The organism is Armatimonadota bacterium, from assembly GCA_023511795.1.
In the GTDB taxonomy this organism is placed as follows: Bacteria; Armatimonadota; UBA5829; order DTJY01; family DTJY01; genus JAIMAU01.
This window is the reverse complement of the sequence record JAIMAU010000015.1, coordinates 1-15,057: the sequence shown is the minus strand read 5'-3', so window position 1 is coordinate 15,057 and position 15,057 is coordinate 1. Positions and strand designations below refer to the sequence as shown.

Below are 15,057 nucleotides of genomic sequence, written 5' to 3'. Positions count from 1 at the left end.
TTTACTGTGCTTTCATGGCTCTAATACGGTCTTTTTTGGAATAGTCAACAGTTTGCATCTTTCCTAAAAATTTCTCTACTGCTTCTTTTGTGGTAATTTTGCTAATTTCCTTTATATTAGCACTACCCCAGATTGTAAAATACCCATAACCACCTTTGGCTAAAGGCTCAGTAGTAGCAACGGTATACTTCTTTTTCAAATCGATGGCATAACCACCAATTTTCACATCCAAAACTCGATAATCCTTAGGGGAATTAGGAGCGAAAGTAAAACTAAGGCCGCCGACCTGCAAGAAGCCAAGGTTTTTTCTAGGAAACACCGAAACGCTTCTTTCCAATGCATTTACAACTTCCTCGCCTGTAAGCTCCAAAACTGCTAGGCGGTCATTAGGATAATGAAGACATTCAATTACTTGTCTAGGTTCAACTTTTCCCTTGGGAATGGTAATTTCTCGAAGGGCACCGGCAGGAAAAAAGGCAACTTGCACATTCATTACATCTTTGAGGGCATCAGACACAAGGTCCCCGAGTTCGGTTTCTTCTATCTGACAATTAACAGAACTAAGGGGAAATCGAGAATCGATAGCGGCTGATAATGGAGTTGTCAAAATTAGTATAACCATAACACCCGTAATAATTATAGAGCGCATGTTGTAATAAGAACCCAGGCGGCAACTAGCAATTTTAATTTTCACTGGAAGCAAGCCACCTCAACCCAGCTCGAATAAACAAATCGATTTCCCCATCCATAACAGCGTTAATATTCGCTGTTTCAACGCCGGTTCTATGGTCCTTGACCATTTGATATGGCTGGAAAACGTACGAGCGAATTTGATTGCCCCACTCAATGGAACGCAATTCACCCCTGAGTTGAGCCAGTTTTTTTTCGGTCTCCTGGCGCTCCAAATCAAGGAGTCGAGCCTTTAATATGTTCATTGCCATTTCGCGGTTCTGATGCTGTGAGCGTTCATTTTGGCAAGTTACGACAATACCTGTAGGTATATGTGTTATACGCACTGCCGAATCTGTCTTGTTGACGTGCTGTCCTCCAGCGCTGCTAGCTCGAAATGTGTCAATTCGAATGTCATCCGGATTGATCTCAACTTCGATATTTTCATCAATCTTGGGAATAACATCCACCGAAGCAAAAGAAGTATGTCGCCGCTTGTTCGCATCAAATGGCGATATGCGGACAAGGCGGTGTACGCCCTTTTCAGCCTTCAAGTAACCGTAGGCATTCAAACCACTAATAATAACGGTGACATTCTTCAGTCCGGCAACTTCACCCTCTACTGAATCTACAATTTCTGAAGTGTATCCTTTCCGCTCGGCCCAACGCAGGTACATGCGAAGAAGCATCTCAACCCAATCACAAGACTCAGTTCCGCCTGCGCCAGCGTTTATCTCCATAATGGCATCGCTTGCGTCGTGTTCACCACTGAGGAAGGTTGTCAGTTCAAGCTCAGAGAATTGACTGCGTATTATTTCGAGCTCTGCGTTTATTTCCTTCAGCAGTTCTTCGCTGTCGTCTTGTTCCTCAGCCGCTAATTCTATAAATGCCTGGAGATCCTCAATTCTCTTATCTAATACTAGCCACGGCTCAACCGCTTGCTTTAGACGCGCAATTTTCTTCAATACCTGCTGGGCCTTTTCCTGGTCGTCCCAGAACCCTGCCTCAGCAGTTTGTGCTTCGAGTCTTCTTATCTCATCTTGCCTGTCAGCAAGTTCAAAGATGCCTCCTGAGTTCATCAATCTGCTCTTTTAGAGCATCAACTTCCTTTTGAATCTCAATTACCATAGTGTCGTTGTTCTATCCCTCTTTCCCTAAACAACATTTCTTATATTTTTTTCCGCTTCCACACGGGCAAGGATCGTTTCTACCAACCTTATGCTTCCGCTGAATTGTGCTTTGTGCAGAGGACCTGCCATTATTCCTTTCTTCCGCAACATCCATGGCTGGAACGTATTCACCACCATACATGGTTATGTTGCGGAATGGATTTCTATATGGTTCTTGCACAACCTTGACCTGCACACGAAATACCATGCGGAGTATCTCATCCTGGATGCTCTCGAGCATCTGCTGGAACATTTCATAAGCTTCCTTCTTAAAGGCAATGACCGGGTCAATGCCTGCGTATCCTCTCATGCCGATGCCCTCTTCCAGATAGTCCATTGCATCCAAGTGATCTATCCACTTATTGTTTATCGCGCGCAGAGCAATCTGTCGCTCAAGGTCGCGCATAACTTCAGCACCGAGAAGTTGTTCTCTATCCTCATATGTTCTATCGCCTACTGCATTAAGGAACTCCTCTAGCTCATCACGCTTTTTGCCCTTTAAGTCAGCTGGCCTTGCATATACCGAAAGTGGGAATATCTCGTCCAGCACCTCAAACAAGGTATCCGTGTCCCATTCGCTTGGATGTACCCCTTCAGGACAGTACATATTAACTGCGTTGCCAATTGTTGAGTGCAGATATTCGATGATTGTAGGCTTCAGATTAACTCCCTCGAGGATCTTTCTCCGCTGACTGTAAATGACCTCACGCTGGACATTCATGACATCATCATACTGTAGCACGTGTTTTCGGATACTGAAATGATATGACTCCATTCGCTTTTGCGTAAGTTCTATCATTTTTGAGAGCGGCTTCCAATCAATCGGCTCGTCTTCCTGCCACGAATTTAGAAGCACGCTCTTTGATTTATCGCCGAAAACACGCCACAGTTCGTCTTCAAGCGAGCAGTAAAACCTTGAGCATCCGGGATCTCCCTGGCGCCCTGAGCGACCGCGGAGCTGATTGTCAATCCTGCGGCTTTCATGTCGTTCACTGCCTATTATCGCCAATCCCCCAAGAGCTACAACCTTTTCCGCCTCTGGATTCCGGTTGGCTGTTGACCCTTCAGGTTTGCCGCCCAAAATAATATCCACACCTCGACCAGCCATATTAGTGGCAATTGTCACTGCACCAAGGCGACCGGCCTCGGCGATTATCTGCGCCTCACGCTCATGATATTTCGCGTTCAGTACATTATGCGGAACGCCCTCGGCAAGGCTTTGCCTTAGTCGTTCTACTTCTTCAGGATTTTGCACACCGATTAATGAGGCGAATCGTTCAACATTTTCCGGCGCTAGCATGTCCAAGGAAACTCCAAGTGTCCTTGCCATCGGTAGCAAACGTCCTAGAGTCAATTCGCCAAACTTTGTATTTAGCAAATCTATGTATTCCCGCTTTTTCTCTGCTTCAATATCACGCGCTTCGTTAAGCTTTGATTTGAGCACAAAAACTGCTGCCAATAGCTGCAGACGTTCAGGTGCAAGTCGCGAGCTTAGAATTTCTGATTTTTCAATTGAGCGTGTGCCAACTAATACCGGCTGTTGCCGACAATATAGCCGAAGAATTTCTGCCGTGATGCCTCGGAATTTCGCTTCTTCCGTTTTATAAATTACATCTGGGTGGTCTACCCGAATCATTGGCTTGTTCGTCGGGATAACTACAACATCAAGGCCATATATTTTTCGAAACTCTTCTTCTTCGGTCTTCGCTGTGCCTGTCATGCCAGCGAGCTTTTTGTATAGTCGGAAATAATTCTGATACGTTATTTTCGCAAGCGTCTGACTTTCGTGCTCAATTTTGACATTCTCTTTTGCTTCAACAGCTTGATGTAATCCATCGCCCCAACGACGACCAAACATCAAACGTCCGGTAAACTCGTCAACTATGATTACCTGATTGTCTCGAACAACATAGTCTACATCACGCTTGAAAATAGTCCTCGCTTTAAGCGCAGCATTTGCATGGTGCATCAATGCTGGGTCATCAGCAAGGTTCTCAACACCCATTCCTTGCTCTATTTTCCTGATGCCCTCGTCTGTCAACATCGCCGTGCGGGCTTTTTCATCAACCGTATAGTCTTTCTCAGGCACTAAGCGTGCAACAATACGGTCCATCTTGTAGTAAAGGTCGGTCGACTGCTGGGCTTGCCCAGAAATAATTAATGGCGTTCGAGCTTCATCGATTAGGATGCTATCAACTTCGTCTACAATTGCGTAATGAAGCTCTCTTTGGACGAGCTCTTCTAGCGAGAAAGCAAGGTTGTCTCTTAGGTAATCAAAACCAAAAACGTGGTTTGTCCCATAGGTTATGTCGGCCATATAAGCCGTTCTTTTATCCACACGACGCAGATTCGGGTAGACTGGTTCCTCTTCGTTAACGTAATTTCTATCAAAAATATAAGAGGCCTCTAGTTCGCCCGTTTCTGCATTTGAGCCTTGCAAAGCCCCAACAGTTAGACCTAGAAAATCGTAAATGGGACCCATCCACTGCGCATGGAATTTAGCTAGGTAATCATTAACCGTTACTAAGTGTGCTCCTTTGCCTTCAAGAGCATTTAAGTAAAGGGGAAGGGTGGCAACTAAAGTCTTACCTTCACCAGTTTTCATTTCCGCGATGCGGCCCTGGTGCAAGACTATTCCACCAATCATCTGGACATCGAAATGCCTCAGCCCAATAGTACGCTTGCTTGCCTCCCGAACAACAGCAAAAGCTTCTGGAAGAATGTCGTCAAGTGTTTCGCCATCTGCAAGCCGAGCTTTGAACTCATCAGTTTTCGCACGAAGTTGCTCGTCTGTTAGCAACTCATACTCTGGCTCATAGGCGTTAATCTTGTCGACTATCTTTCGAAGCCTAGCGATTTCTCGTTCATTTCCACTTAATAACCAGCTTATGATTCCCATATATTTAAAATCCGTTAATGCGCTTTTGACCCAGTAAATGTTACCATAACCAAGCTTGATTGTCAAAAAGGAGCGCTAGTTATAAATGCTTGCATGTGGCTTCTATTCATACTAATTACAACCATCTATAGGAATTGCTTTTTCATACCGAAAATAATACGTGGAACGGGAAGTTTGGCGCTGAATTCAATCATTCAATGAACATGCCCAAAGCCAGCCATTGCTGTAATTTTAAGTAATTACACATTCTGTAAAGTCTCTCTTAAAGGTGAAATAAACAGTGAGCAGGTTTTTAAGGTCTAAAGTTGGATTCTCGCTGGTCGAATTATTAGTTGTCATTGTCGTCCTGGCAATCCTTGCGGCGATTGTACTACCAAAACTGGTAGGCGCTAACACTAGAAATAAAGAACAAGAATTGAGAAGTTGTCTGCAACTATTGAGGAATGCTGTCCAGGCATTCTATGCGCATACAGGAGTCTACCCAATCCGCCTATCGGATTTATCTGCTACATCGGCACCACCAATTGGATTATCAGAAGATGGTTTCCCAAAACCCATTAACCCGGCTAAATGGAGAGGGCCATATGTCGATTCTATTCCCTCAGACCCAGTTTCAGGCCGCCCGTTTATTTACATTACCTCAAAACCAAATGTAGGAAGGATTCAGAGCAGCGCTTTAGGAAACTCTGTGGATGGAAAACCCTATAGCGAATGGTAGGTTTTCTTAAGTATTTACCACAGTATAAAAACAAAAGGCATGGAAGAACAAAGAACAGCTGAACTCTTAATAGTAAGACTTCGTTGGATAGCGCTAATTGCAGCCGCGTTTGCGATAGATGATTATGCCAATTCGCCTTTTGCAGCGCTTGCAATTTTTGGAGTTTTTTACTACAACACAATAGCAGCTTTAGTTGTTTCAAATAGTCAGATATACAACAGGTATTCAAGATTCTTTGGTTTATTTACAAGAGGACTCGATTTTAGCGCAATTTCGCTCGCATGCCACAGTGGCACCTCAGGCACCGAGAACTTCTTTCTTCTATATTGTTTTGTTATTGTAAGTACAGGTTATGTATACAACCACGTGCGGCCAATACTAGTTGCACTTGCCATTAGCATAATACTCGACTTTTCAGGTAGTCTTATTCACATTTTACAAAACGGTAAACTCCATGATATTCCAAACCAAATAACAAGCCATGTAGCAATTTTTGCAGGTGCGGCACTTGTAACAGCTTATATTCTAGCATATAGAAAACAGCAAGAAACAATGCGAACGAAAGAACGAAAGCTTTCGGCATTGTTTGAGTTTGGCACGCGGTTCACGTCAGCAACCGACCTTCCACAGTTTTTAAATCATATTCTTAACACCGCTGTTTCTGAAACTGGAGCAGCCGGCGGACTTATAATGCTTGTTAACTCTGACACGGGTGAGCTCTTCACTGCGGCTGAGCGGTGGTTCGACGCCGCTTTTCAAAATAGAACATGTGATTTCTCAATTGAAAAATGGGTGCAGACATCGGGACACCCAGCTTTTATACCAGGAATCCTCGACGATGATACGACAAGCGTACCAATTCAAAACAAGGTAGCAATATGTGTGCCCTTGATTGAGAGCACTCCAAACACAATGCTGGGTACACTAGAGAAAAGCAATTTCAAAGTTGTTGGAACCCTTAGTGTATACGGTTATCCTGACTCACCGCCTTTTGCACGTGAAGATCTTAACCTTCTTCGAATGTTGGCGACTCACGCTTCGATGGGTGTTGTAAACGCAGGGCTTTATAAAGAACTCCATGACAGATTCCTAAAAACACTCCAATCGCTTGCAAGAAGCTTGGAAGCACGAGATCCCTACACACAAGGCCATTCATACAGGGTATCAGAAATTTCAGTTCTTGTTGCCAAACAACTTGGTTTATCTCCTCAGTCTACAGAGGCACTACGGAATGCTGCATTGCTCCATGACATAGGGAAGATTGGAGTGCCAGATAACGTGTTGCGTAAGCCAGGAAAACTCACTCCAGAGGAACGCCTAATAATACAAACTCATCCTATTACCGGTGAGAATATTTGTCGTCCGCTTGACATGGGCGAAGAAGTTCTTTTCTTGATTCGCCACCACCAGGAACGTCTTAATGGAACAGGTTACCCAGACCAACTGCCCGCATATCAGCAACCCTTATCGCTTAGGATACTCTGCGCTGTTGATGCGCTTGATGCAATGAGTTCCGACCGCCCATATAGGAAAGCATTGAGCGCAGCGGAGAGAGTTGAGCAGTTAGATAAAGGAGCAGGAATTGAGTTCGACCGCCAAGTAGTAGAAGTCTTGAAATCTTTGCTATCATCCGGTGAACTTGACCGCTTTTACTCCTCAATCAAGGATGAAGAAATGCTCAAGGCCGCTTAATTATCAACACCCCTAAAGAAGCCAATGTTGAACTTTGAAGAGTCGACTATTTTAGGGAAATAAGACCAATAAACTTTGACAAACGAGCATGACATTCCTGACAGAATTCGGCTGACTTACGATCAGTGTCGCTTATACTATTCGAGAAATACATTACACATTTGGGGTTCACACAATGGCCAAGACCAAAAGTATGTCCTAGCTCATGAACAGCCTCCTTGATTGCACGCTCTTCTAGAAGTTCTTCGTTTCCAAGAAGTCCATAGAACTCTGGATAAAGACGGTGAAGGGATATTATTGCAACCTCGCCACCCATCATTGCTTCGCCAAATACGAAGTTTAGTTGAGGAACATATAAATCAGCTTCTGTTATTCCAACAAGCCGAAATGCATCGGGCGGCAAATAATTCTTGAGAAAACGAAGAATTTCAGTTGAACGATATTGTCCTCGCGTAGGGTTGAATGCGCCGGGAGGCAACGGTATTGTATCGAGCACCTCAATAGGCATGTGAAATACTGATTCCAATGCGCTCACAAGCCTATTGAGCACCTTTTGGTTAGTACTATTAATAGGCTGTAGGTATATTTTTAGCACCATGCTTCAGAGCTTTCAATCAATACTGCTCGTGCCGGACTCCCATCGCCAGCCTCAATTTTTAGAGGTAGGCAAATCAATGTGTATTTACCCGCTGCCACGTTGCGTAAATCCAACCCCTCAATGATTACGATGCCAGCGCCTAGCAGTGTTAAATGGGTGGGATGTCTGCTACAACGGAACTTTTCGATTGAGAGATAATCGGTTCCGATAAGACGCATCCCTCGTTCGACAAGCCACTGCGCAGCATCCGGAGCAAGGTATGTAAAATCTGTTCGGAATTCTTCCTCATACAAGAAATTAGAATTCCTAGTTTTGAGCAATAGCCTGGTTGTGTTTTCTGGTATCCCTGAAGCCTGCAGCACCGGCAAATCTACAACAGGCACATTCCCAACATCGCACACGTAGCATTCTCCAATCAGCATATCTAGAGACACACTATCCATAGTTGGAGCACCTTCAATCATATGAATAGGTGGGTCAACATGAGTGCCCGTGTGCGTCCCAAGCCTAAGAGCCGATAAGTTCGAGCTAGCACCTTTAGATATTCGACCGATTGGCATAATTTCAACACTAATGTCGCCTGGATAAACCGGCATTCCAGGCCTAATTGGAAGAGTAATGTCAATAATCTTCATATTTACTCCTTGCTCTTTAATTTTGGGTAACTTCGAAATAAGACAAAGAATCCAAATACGATTGTTATTCCAAAACAAAAATAAACGAACCAATCCCCCATGCGAGTATAAAAGGTCTTTTTGTCTATTGGATTAACATCCGCTATGATTGCGCCTGGCTCAAATATCCCTTTTTTGGCAAGGATTCTTCCGCGCGGGTCAATAATACAAGAGACTCCTGTCGACGCAGCACGAATTAGGTAACGTCTGTTTTCAATAGCACGAAATACCGACTTTACAGCATGCTGTTCAGCGGCAGCGGTTTGCTTGAACCATGCATCATTTGTTATTACACACAAAACTTCTGCACCCGCAGAGACAAGTTTTCGAGAGATTTCTGGAAAAATGGATTCGAAACAAATTGCAAGCCCCAATTTATGAGGTCCGCCTGTTAATATGTTGAAACCTGGCCCAGGCGAAAGGTCAACAGGCGTTACACGGTAGTATGAAAGAAAAGGCAGATACTTTCTTGCCGGAACAAATTCGCCAAACGGAACAAGATGTACTTTTGCATATTTTCCTACTATTCCTCTCCCAGGAGCAATCAAGAATCCACAATTAAAACACTTGCCATCTTCATCTTCGTTATGAGCGCCAACAAGCAGATAAGTATTGGAATCGGCTGCCAAAGTAGAAAGGAACGCCTGAAGATAATAATCAGTCGCCGGATTGCCGGGAACAGCAGTTTCAGGCCACACTATCAAACGCGCACCCTCACGGCTAACTTGCCTTGTTAGTTCACGATAGGTACGCAAAGTTCGTTCAATATACAAGTAGTCTTGAGGTACATCTTGGTCTATGTTTCCTTGAACTGCCGCAGCTCGAAGTTTCTTTGAGGAGGTTTCACCTGTTTGCAAAATAATAGCTCCATAAGCTAAAACTGCGGCTAACACCACTGCCACGATAACAGCCTGAGCTCTGAGCAGCTTTACATTTGCCAACCAGGAGTTCACTAACGCAACAAGAAAAGAAACGCCCCAGACTCCTGTAATTGCGGCGATTTGTATAAAAGGGAGGAAAGAGTGTTGACTATAGCCAATGTCGCCCCACGTGAATCCCATCATCCCTATAGACCGAAACCATTCGGTGCAGACCCAAAGCGCTGGTAGAAGAAATAATCTTCCCCATTCGCCAAGAGGCCTTCCTAAAATGTTCGCTAAAACGGCCCATAATAAGACGAAAAGCGACTGAAAAATAGCAAGTAATGCCCATGGTAATTTTCCAAAAATTAAAATCCAATACAAATGGCTCGCAAAAAAACCAAAACCAAAAGCAAATCCGCACACGAGTGAGACCCGTAATTTCGAATTGCAGGCAAAATACATGAGAGGTGAAAGCGCAATCCACGCTAGCCAATGTTGATTTGCTCTGGGAAATGCAAGTGACAAGGCTACTCCCGACAGGAAGCATGCAAATACCCGAAAGACCCCCATATACTTGTGCCTGTTGTAACCCATATCTGCTTCTGTTATAATCCTCCTGTGAAAAAGCTCAGATTCATTTTTAAATATTTATTTGGATTTCAGGCTGTTATTTTGATATTGTTCATCTCCGGATGTGCTCGAACTCCCTCTGGCATTTTGTTAACACAAAAGCGTGAGATGACCTTCCAAATCCAATTCGCCGCCCCAATAAACGATGCATACTACTACTTTATTGCCATTGATACAAACAGCGATAATGGCAAGTATCCAACGCCGATTTTTCCGTCGCTATTAACAGGCGACAGATGGGTCACCGGCGGGGTAACGCATTTTATCAGATACCACCAAGGCAAATACACCTTATATAAAGTAAATAATCTTGATACTTTCGACGTCGAACCGATTGGGGCACCAATACATTTTGACAGAAGTGACTCGTCCAGCCTTGTGTTCACCATCGACCTAAATGACATTCAGGCAACCAGCCAATCAATAGAAGTCAACTTCATAACCGCAAATCAACTAGGAACGCCAACCCGCTTTCTTGATGCCCTTGGTAAGTCCGGCACCGAATTCCTTGAAATAGGTATTACAAACGATCAAACGATTATAAATACTGGCGTTGAAACAACCGGCGATGTTCTAAATGAGAACCGTGAAATTCAACCTTCGACTGAACTTATCAAACCTCTCGACATTAAAGACTTCCGCATTCAGGTAGACGTCTGAAGACCCTTTGTTTATTGGATATGACGCCGAGCATCTACTTTGCAAGAATATCAAAATTGGTTTTTCCCTTAGCAGCTTAGTAATAAAATTCCCCCATACTTGGGTCGATAGCCTGGCCATACTGACCAATGCCAAACCTCTCCTTGAATGGAAATGCCTTAATGCGAAGATCGATTCTAAAGCCACGGTCTCTACGAAAACCAACTTCATCTGTCCAAATCAAAGATGCCTCCCAGCAGTGTAGGTCCCTGGTTAGCTTAATACTTCGGTAATCAAATTTCTTCTCAAAACCGTTCCATCCCACTAGGCCGCTAATTCGCCATTTATTACCTATTGGTATATCAAACACACTTCGAAGTAGCGCTATTTTTCCGAGCTCAACATCATACCGACAACCTAGGTCTAGTACTAAATTATCTGGTTCACCTAGCTGAAGGCGAGTAACAAGATTGCGCCACTTAGAAACGTTTAGATTATATCCAGCAGAAATAGAATAACCGATAATGTCCTTCGGACGGGCAGTCAGCCTTAGGGTCAAATCACGCCAAGGGTACTGCCGCTGACGAAAATCATAACCCGTCGCCAAACTCCATCTAAGCTCTTCGTCATTCTCATAATCCATAACTAACCTGAGGTAATTGTAGTTGCCGGAATAGTCAAATCTAAATGGACTATACCCTTCAGGATCTTGGTAGTTGTATGCTAATCTAGTTTTAAAATAATCGCTGAACCTAGTCGTCAGGATAGCATTAGTTCTCAAAACGTACTGCGCCATATCACTAGCGTAGAAAGCCTGTCGAACTCCCGCGGATATATTTAATTCATTCTTTCCGAAGTCATACGACTTGCCAAGTATATCCATCTCAAACATAAAGCGGTCGCTTGTAACGCCCGATGGTTCCTCGTGATATCTCCCTGTGGTAAACCTAAGCCTTGCTGGAAATGGCAACTTCATACCGCCACGATATGTGTCTGTCTCAACCGAAATTTCAGGCAGTCGGTCAATACTGCTGTAGAACTGGTCTCCAGTGAATTCATCACCATCAAGATCAAAGCGCTTGCTTGCAACCAAAGAAGCCGAAAATTTATGGTCATCAAAGCGCAGGTCAAAGCCCGATTCCATCTCACGGTCAGCAATTCCCTGGAAGCTTGATGACTTATACGTACGAAGATCAGTTGAAAATTGCCCGCTGAGCTTATTCGAAAACCTTCGGTCATGTCGAAATGAAATCGTATCCGACGAGTAATTTCCAAACCCACTGCTCAAATTTCGTCGGATCGAAAGCGAAGTGCTCGACACATTTTCAGAATGACTAAAGGTTGCATTGTAATCCTGTGAGGTAGTACCGGGGAAGTAGAGATAATTGTTCTGCCGGTAGTCACCGGTAAAATTAAAATTAATCGATCCAAGCTTCTGCTGATGTTGAATTCGGCCCGAGAGGTTGTTGGCATCCACTGCTTTATCGAATAGATAGTAAAGAGAAATTAGACCAGTGGTATCAGCTGTCTGATACGAATGTTCGATGCCCGTGCCGATTCCTCGCTTTGACATAATATCTAACTTCAGAAAGCCTTGGGCATTTTCTGTTGCAGTATATGCATACGCACCTTTAAGAAACATGCCCTCTTCGACACTAGAGCCCACTTGTGGCACAAAACTATCCCCAAAGCCCTTTATTGGAATTACAAGCGAGTTCAATGTGAAAATTCGCTTGTTCCATCCAACAAAAGAAACTTTGCGAGCTACTATCTTACTGCCTGGGTATATTGCCAACTCCTGTGCGCTAATACTGTAGTGAGGTTGCTGAAGGTCGCAAGTGGTAAATGATCCATTGCCAACAAGAATGTTGTCATTATGACTGCTTAAAACCAAGCTATGGATAAATGCGAATCCTTGCAGATTGCCTTGAAGTGAACCTGGTTCAAGCTTACTGCTAGCGTTTTCAATTCTCCAATCCTTGGTCTTCATATTTAGCGTTAGAAGTTCGCCCTGAGCGTTATACTCGCCCGTCGAGATTTTTACATTTCCTTTGAATATAGCAATATTGGTTTCCAAATCAGCTTCAGCCTCGTCTGAGGTAATCTTAAAATTTTTGTATGAAGCCTCTACACCTCCTGACGCTACCACTTTTTTCTCCGGATACCAACGAGTAATGCCTGCCGACAACGAGATTGCGTCCTCATCCGTGGGAAACGCTGGTGAAACCGATGCACAAATAATAAATAACAAAAACAGGAAATAAAACTGCTTTCGATGAGGGGCTTTCTTAAATTTGATTAAAATCGAGAAACTCTTCATGCGAAAAACGCTTGTATGAGGATATTTTTCAGCATCACCAAAGAAGAAATGCTTCACTCTTCCCGCCAAATTAGGTAGATGCCAATTAATCCGAAGATTATATTTTGTGACCATCCAGCAAGCACAGGATGAACCATTCCACCTATTCCAAGCGCTTTACCAAGCCATATGTTATTTTGATAAAGAAACATAATGATAATCCCAAGTAGGATACCAGAATAACTTCCAGAACGAGCAAACTTTAAACTCAAAGGAGCTGCGCAAAGTGCAAAAATCAAGCATGAGAAAGGAATCGAAAGCTTAAAGTGCAGGTTTACTTGCATTTCGTTTGCTTGCCTACCAGTTTGCGCAAATAATGCGACTTGCCTTCGAAGATCACGAAAGCTCATTTCTTCGGGGGTATATTGGCTTTCCCAAAAGTCGCTAAACGGCCGTTTCAAATTCAAGCATACCTCTCGGAATTTTGCCTCATATTCTGTAAAGCCATCGGGACCTATTTTGCGAAGCACACCATCATGCAGGGTCCACAAATTATCTTTATTTGTCGCCCAAGACGCTGTCATTAGCATTGGATAGCCGCCCACAACTGGAGTCTCATAAACCATAACATTGCGTAGAATCACCTGCGTTGGACTTGGTCGCTCAACTTTCTGCACGTAGAAATAATAGTTCTCGGAATTGAAGAAGACATTATCTTGAATTAAAGGCGCATTCTGGAGTCCCCAAATCATGCGTACAATTCGTTGTGCCTCTCTATTTGCCCATGGCGTTACAGTTTCGCTGAACCAAAACGCAACCAAGCTGGTAGCAAAACCAACCGCTAATATAGGTAAGAATATTCGCCTGAGCGGCGTGCCTGTCATACGAATCGCAGTTATCTCACTGTCGCGCCCAAGGCGGTTTATGGAAAGTGAAGTGGCAAAAAGGGTAGCAAGAGGCAGTACGATTCCAATAACCCACGGCAGTTGGAATGCTACCAAGCGCAAAACCAACACCAATGGTACTCGCTTTCCAACAATAAAGTCAAGGTTGTCATAGATGACCCGTCCGATCAGCAGTACAATAAACGCAAATATGCTGACCATAAATGGAGCTAGCATCTCTTTTAGGATGTAGCGGTCTAGTGTCTTCATTATTGCTCTAATATACTCACTGCTAAACCTAGAGCTGCAAGAGGAATTATAGCATGGGAGGTAAAACTGGGCAAACGTATATTTTTATCATTTTGGGCGCTGACATTTAAGGGGAAAAATCTTTTGCAAATATTGTTTCAAATCCTACAAGCTTATATCCCTTCAAAGTTTGCCCTCGAGTAATTTCCGTTTTGCATTCATATAATCGCAGAAATTCTCCCAAGAAACATCGGGAGGGACAGTATGATCAACAGTGGGGATGTAACCACCTTCTTCAATGAGTGGGAGGAGTTCACGAAGATGTTCTTCAATTGCAGCCTTTCCCTTTGGAAGCACTCGCTTGTCCACCCCACCTGATAAACGAAGTGACGGGCCATATTTCGCCCTCAAGTAAACTGGATTCATGCCCGCAGCACGTTCGAGTGGCCAAATCATATCGATTCCCGCATCCATAAGCAAAGGAATCAGCGGCTCGAAGTTTCCATCACTATCCAATATGACATAACGAGTGCCCCTGGATTTGAAGAACTCAACAAGCCTCTTCATAGGCCTAAAAATATACTTTTTGAACGTCTCTGGTCCAATGAGCGGTCCACCTTTGCCAGCAAAGTCTTCATTTAAATTAAAATACTCCACATCAATTGCTTCAAGTATCGGGCGCGCAACCTCGATTGTGAAATCAGCATAGGTCTCCATCATCTCGTGGCAAAGCTTTGGCTGGTCATACCAAGCATATGAAAGGTTTTCTGTCCCCATCCACTCCCGCGCCCGCCAGTAAAAGCCATCTGCTTGGCAATTGCGGCCGAGCACCAACACGTAATCACGCGAGCGCCAACGTGGAATATTTTGTTTCCAATTTTGCGGATATCGTGAAGGATCGCGAGGGTCATAGCGTTTTTTAAGCTGACGAAAATCATCCAATGTTTTCACAGGAAAGTCGAGGTATGTATCCATGCACATCCGACTTGTGCCAATACTTCCTTCAACTAATGCCCGAGTTATTATGCCGAGCTGATTTCGAACAACCTCATATCGCTCTGTTCTCTCCAATAC

The 15,057-nt window shown here is 43.9% G+C and carries 12 protein-coding genes; 3 read left to right on the top strand and 9 right to left on the bottom strand.

What is annotated here, in order from left to right:
* Position 1 precedes the first annotated feature (1 nt).
* The 3 genes from K6T99_10765 to K6T99_10755 all read right to left on the bottom strand — a co-directional run bounded on the left by K6T99_10765 (position 2) and on the right by K6T99_10755 (position 4,737).
* Entirely contained in the window at positions 2 to 694 is a 693-nt protein-coding gene (locus K6T99_10765; GenBank protein MCL6520303.1) for a 5'-nucleotidase C-terminal domain-containing protein, read from the bottom strand.
* Positions 684 to 1,797 (bottom strand): peptide chain release factor 2 gene (gene prfB, locus K6T99_10760; GenBank protein ID MCL6520302.1). Its coding sequence is split into 2 segments (ribosomal slippage): positions 684 to 1,739 and positions 1,741 to 1,797, totalling 1,113 coding nucleotides; the frame shifts between segments, so codons are not numbered across the junction. Before prfB ends, K6T99_10765 begins: the two co-directional genes overlap by 11 nt.
* A gap of 12 nt (positions 1,798 to 1,809) precedes the next feature.
* Entirely contained in the window at positions 1,810 to 4,737 is a 2,928-nt protein-coding gene (locus K6T99_10755; protein ID MCL6520301.1) for a preprotein translocase subunit SecA, read from the bottom strand.
* Between the two features lie 280 nt (positions 4,738 to 5,017).
* Here K6T99_10755 and K6T99_10750 point away from each other — a divergent pair, with 280 nt between their 5' ends.
* Together K6T99_10750 and K6T99_10745 are read left to right on the top strand one after the other, a co-directional pair.
* The gene (locus tag K6T99_10750) at positions 5,018 to 5,455 is read left to right on the top strand and encodes a type II secretion system protein GspG (protein ID MCL6520300.1); all 438 of its coding nucleotides are present in this window, start codon (positions 5,018 to 5,020) and stop codon (positions 5,453 to 5,455) included.
* 39 nt (positions 5,456 to 5,494) lie between these two features.
* Positions 5,495 to 7,147: an HD domain-containing protein gene (locus K6T99_10745; protein MCL6520299.1), complete on the top strand. Its 1,653-nt coding sequence runs from the start codon at positions 5,495 to 5,497 to the stop codon at positions 7,145 to 7,147.
* A gap of 46 nt (positions 7,148 to 7,193) precedes the next feature.
* Here the strand turns inward: K6T99_10745 and K6T99_10740 are convergent, their stop codons facing one another.
* From K6T99_10740 to lnt, 3 genes are read right to left on the bottom strand one after another with little or no spacing between them, the layout of a single operon-like run.
* Positions 7,194 to 7,745 carry an archaemetzincin family Zn-dependent metalloprotease gene (locus K6T99_10740; protein MCL6520298.1) on the bottom strand — a complete coding sequence of 184 codons (552 nt, stop codon included), beginning with the start codon at positions 7,743 to 7,745 and terminating at the stop codon, positions 7,194 to 7,196.
* Positions 7,736 to 8,380: a cyclase family protein gene (locus tag K6T99_10735; protein MCL6520297.1), complete on the bottom strand. Its 645-nt coding sequence runs from the start codon at positions 8,378 to 8,380 to the stop codon at positions 7,736 to 7,738. The genes K6T99_10740 and K6T99_10735 overlap by 10 nt, the downstream gene beginning before the upstream one ends.
* Positions 8,381 to 8,382: 2 nt before the next feature.
* Entirely contained in the window at positions 8,383 to 9,876 is a 1,494-nt protein-coding gene (gene lnt, locus K6T99_10730) for an apolipoprotein N-acyltransferase (protein ID MCL6520296.1), read from the bottom strand.
* A gap of 78 nt (positions 9,877 to 9,954) precedes the next feature.
* On the opposite strand from lnt, the gene K6T99_10725 reads away from it, so the two are divergent.
* Positions 9,955 to 10,572 carry a hypothetical protein gene (locus K6T99_10725; GenBank protein ID MCL6520295.1) on the top strand — a complete coding sequence of 206 codons (618 nt, stop codon included), beginning with the start codon at positions 9,955 to 9,957 and terminating at the stop codon, positions 10,570 to 10,572.
* Between the two features lie 76 nt (positions 10,573 to 10,648).
* Here the strand turns inward: K6T99_10725 and K6T99_10720 are convergent, their stop codons facing one another.
* The 3 genes from K6T99_10720 to K6T99_10710 form a co-directional block, all read right to left on the bottom strand.
* Positions 10,649 to 12,928, bottom strand: coding sequence for a hypothetical protein (locus K6T99_10720; GenBank protein ID MCL6520294.1), 2,280 nt, complete (start codon positions 12,926 to 12,928; stop codon positions 10,649 to 10,651).
* Positions 12,925 to 14,004 (bottom strand): LptF/LptG family permease, encoded by a 1,080-nt coding sequence (locus tag K6T99_10715; GenBank protein ID MCL6520293.1) that lies wholly within the window; start codon positions 14,002 to 14,004, stop codon positions 12,925 to 12,927. Before K6T99_10715 ends, K6T99_10720 begins: the two co-directional genes overlap by 4 nt.
* Before the next feature lie 162 nt (positions 14,005 to 14,166).
* Positions 14,167 to 15,057, bottom strand: an 891-nt coding sequence (locus tag K6T99_10710; protein MCL6520292.1) for a hypothetical protein, incomplete at its 5' end; no start/stop codon positions are given.

Excerpts from the sequence above, each read along its gene's own strand:
- K6T99_10755 (MCL6520301.1), bottom strand. The coding sequence starts at position 4,737 with ATGGGAATCATAAGCTGGTTATTAAGTGGAAATGAACGAGAAATCGCT.
- K6T99_10745 (MCL6520299.1), top strand. The coding sequence starts at position 5,495 with ATGGAAGAACAAAGAACAGCTGAACTCTTAATAGTAAGACTTCGTTGG.
- K6T99_10740 (MCL6520298.1), bottom strand. The coding sequence starts at position 7,745 with ATGGTGCTAAAAATATACCTACAGCCTATTAATAGTACTAACCAAAAG.
- K6T99_10735 (MCL6520297.1), bottom strand. The coding sequence starts at position 8,380 with ATGAAGATTATTGACATTACTCTTCCAATTAGGCCTGGAATGCCGGTT.
- lnt (MCL6520296.1), bottom strand. The coding sequence starts at position 9,876 with ATGGGTTACAACAGGCACAAGTATATGGGGGTCTTTCGGGTATTTGCA.
- K6T99_10715 (MCL6520293.1), bottom strand. The coding sequence starts at position 14,004 with ATGAAGACACTAGACCGCTACATCCTAAAAGAGATGCTAGCTCCATTT.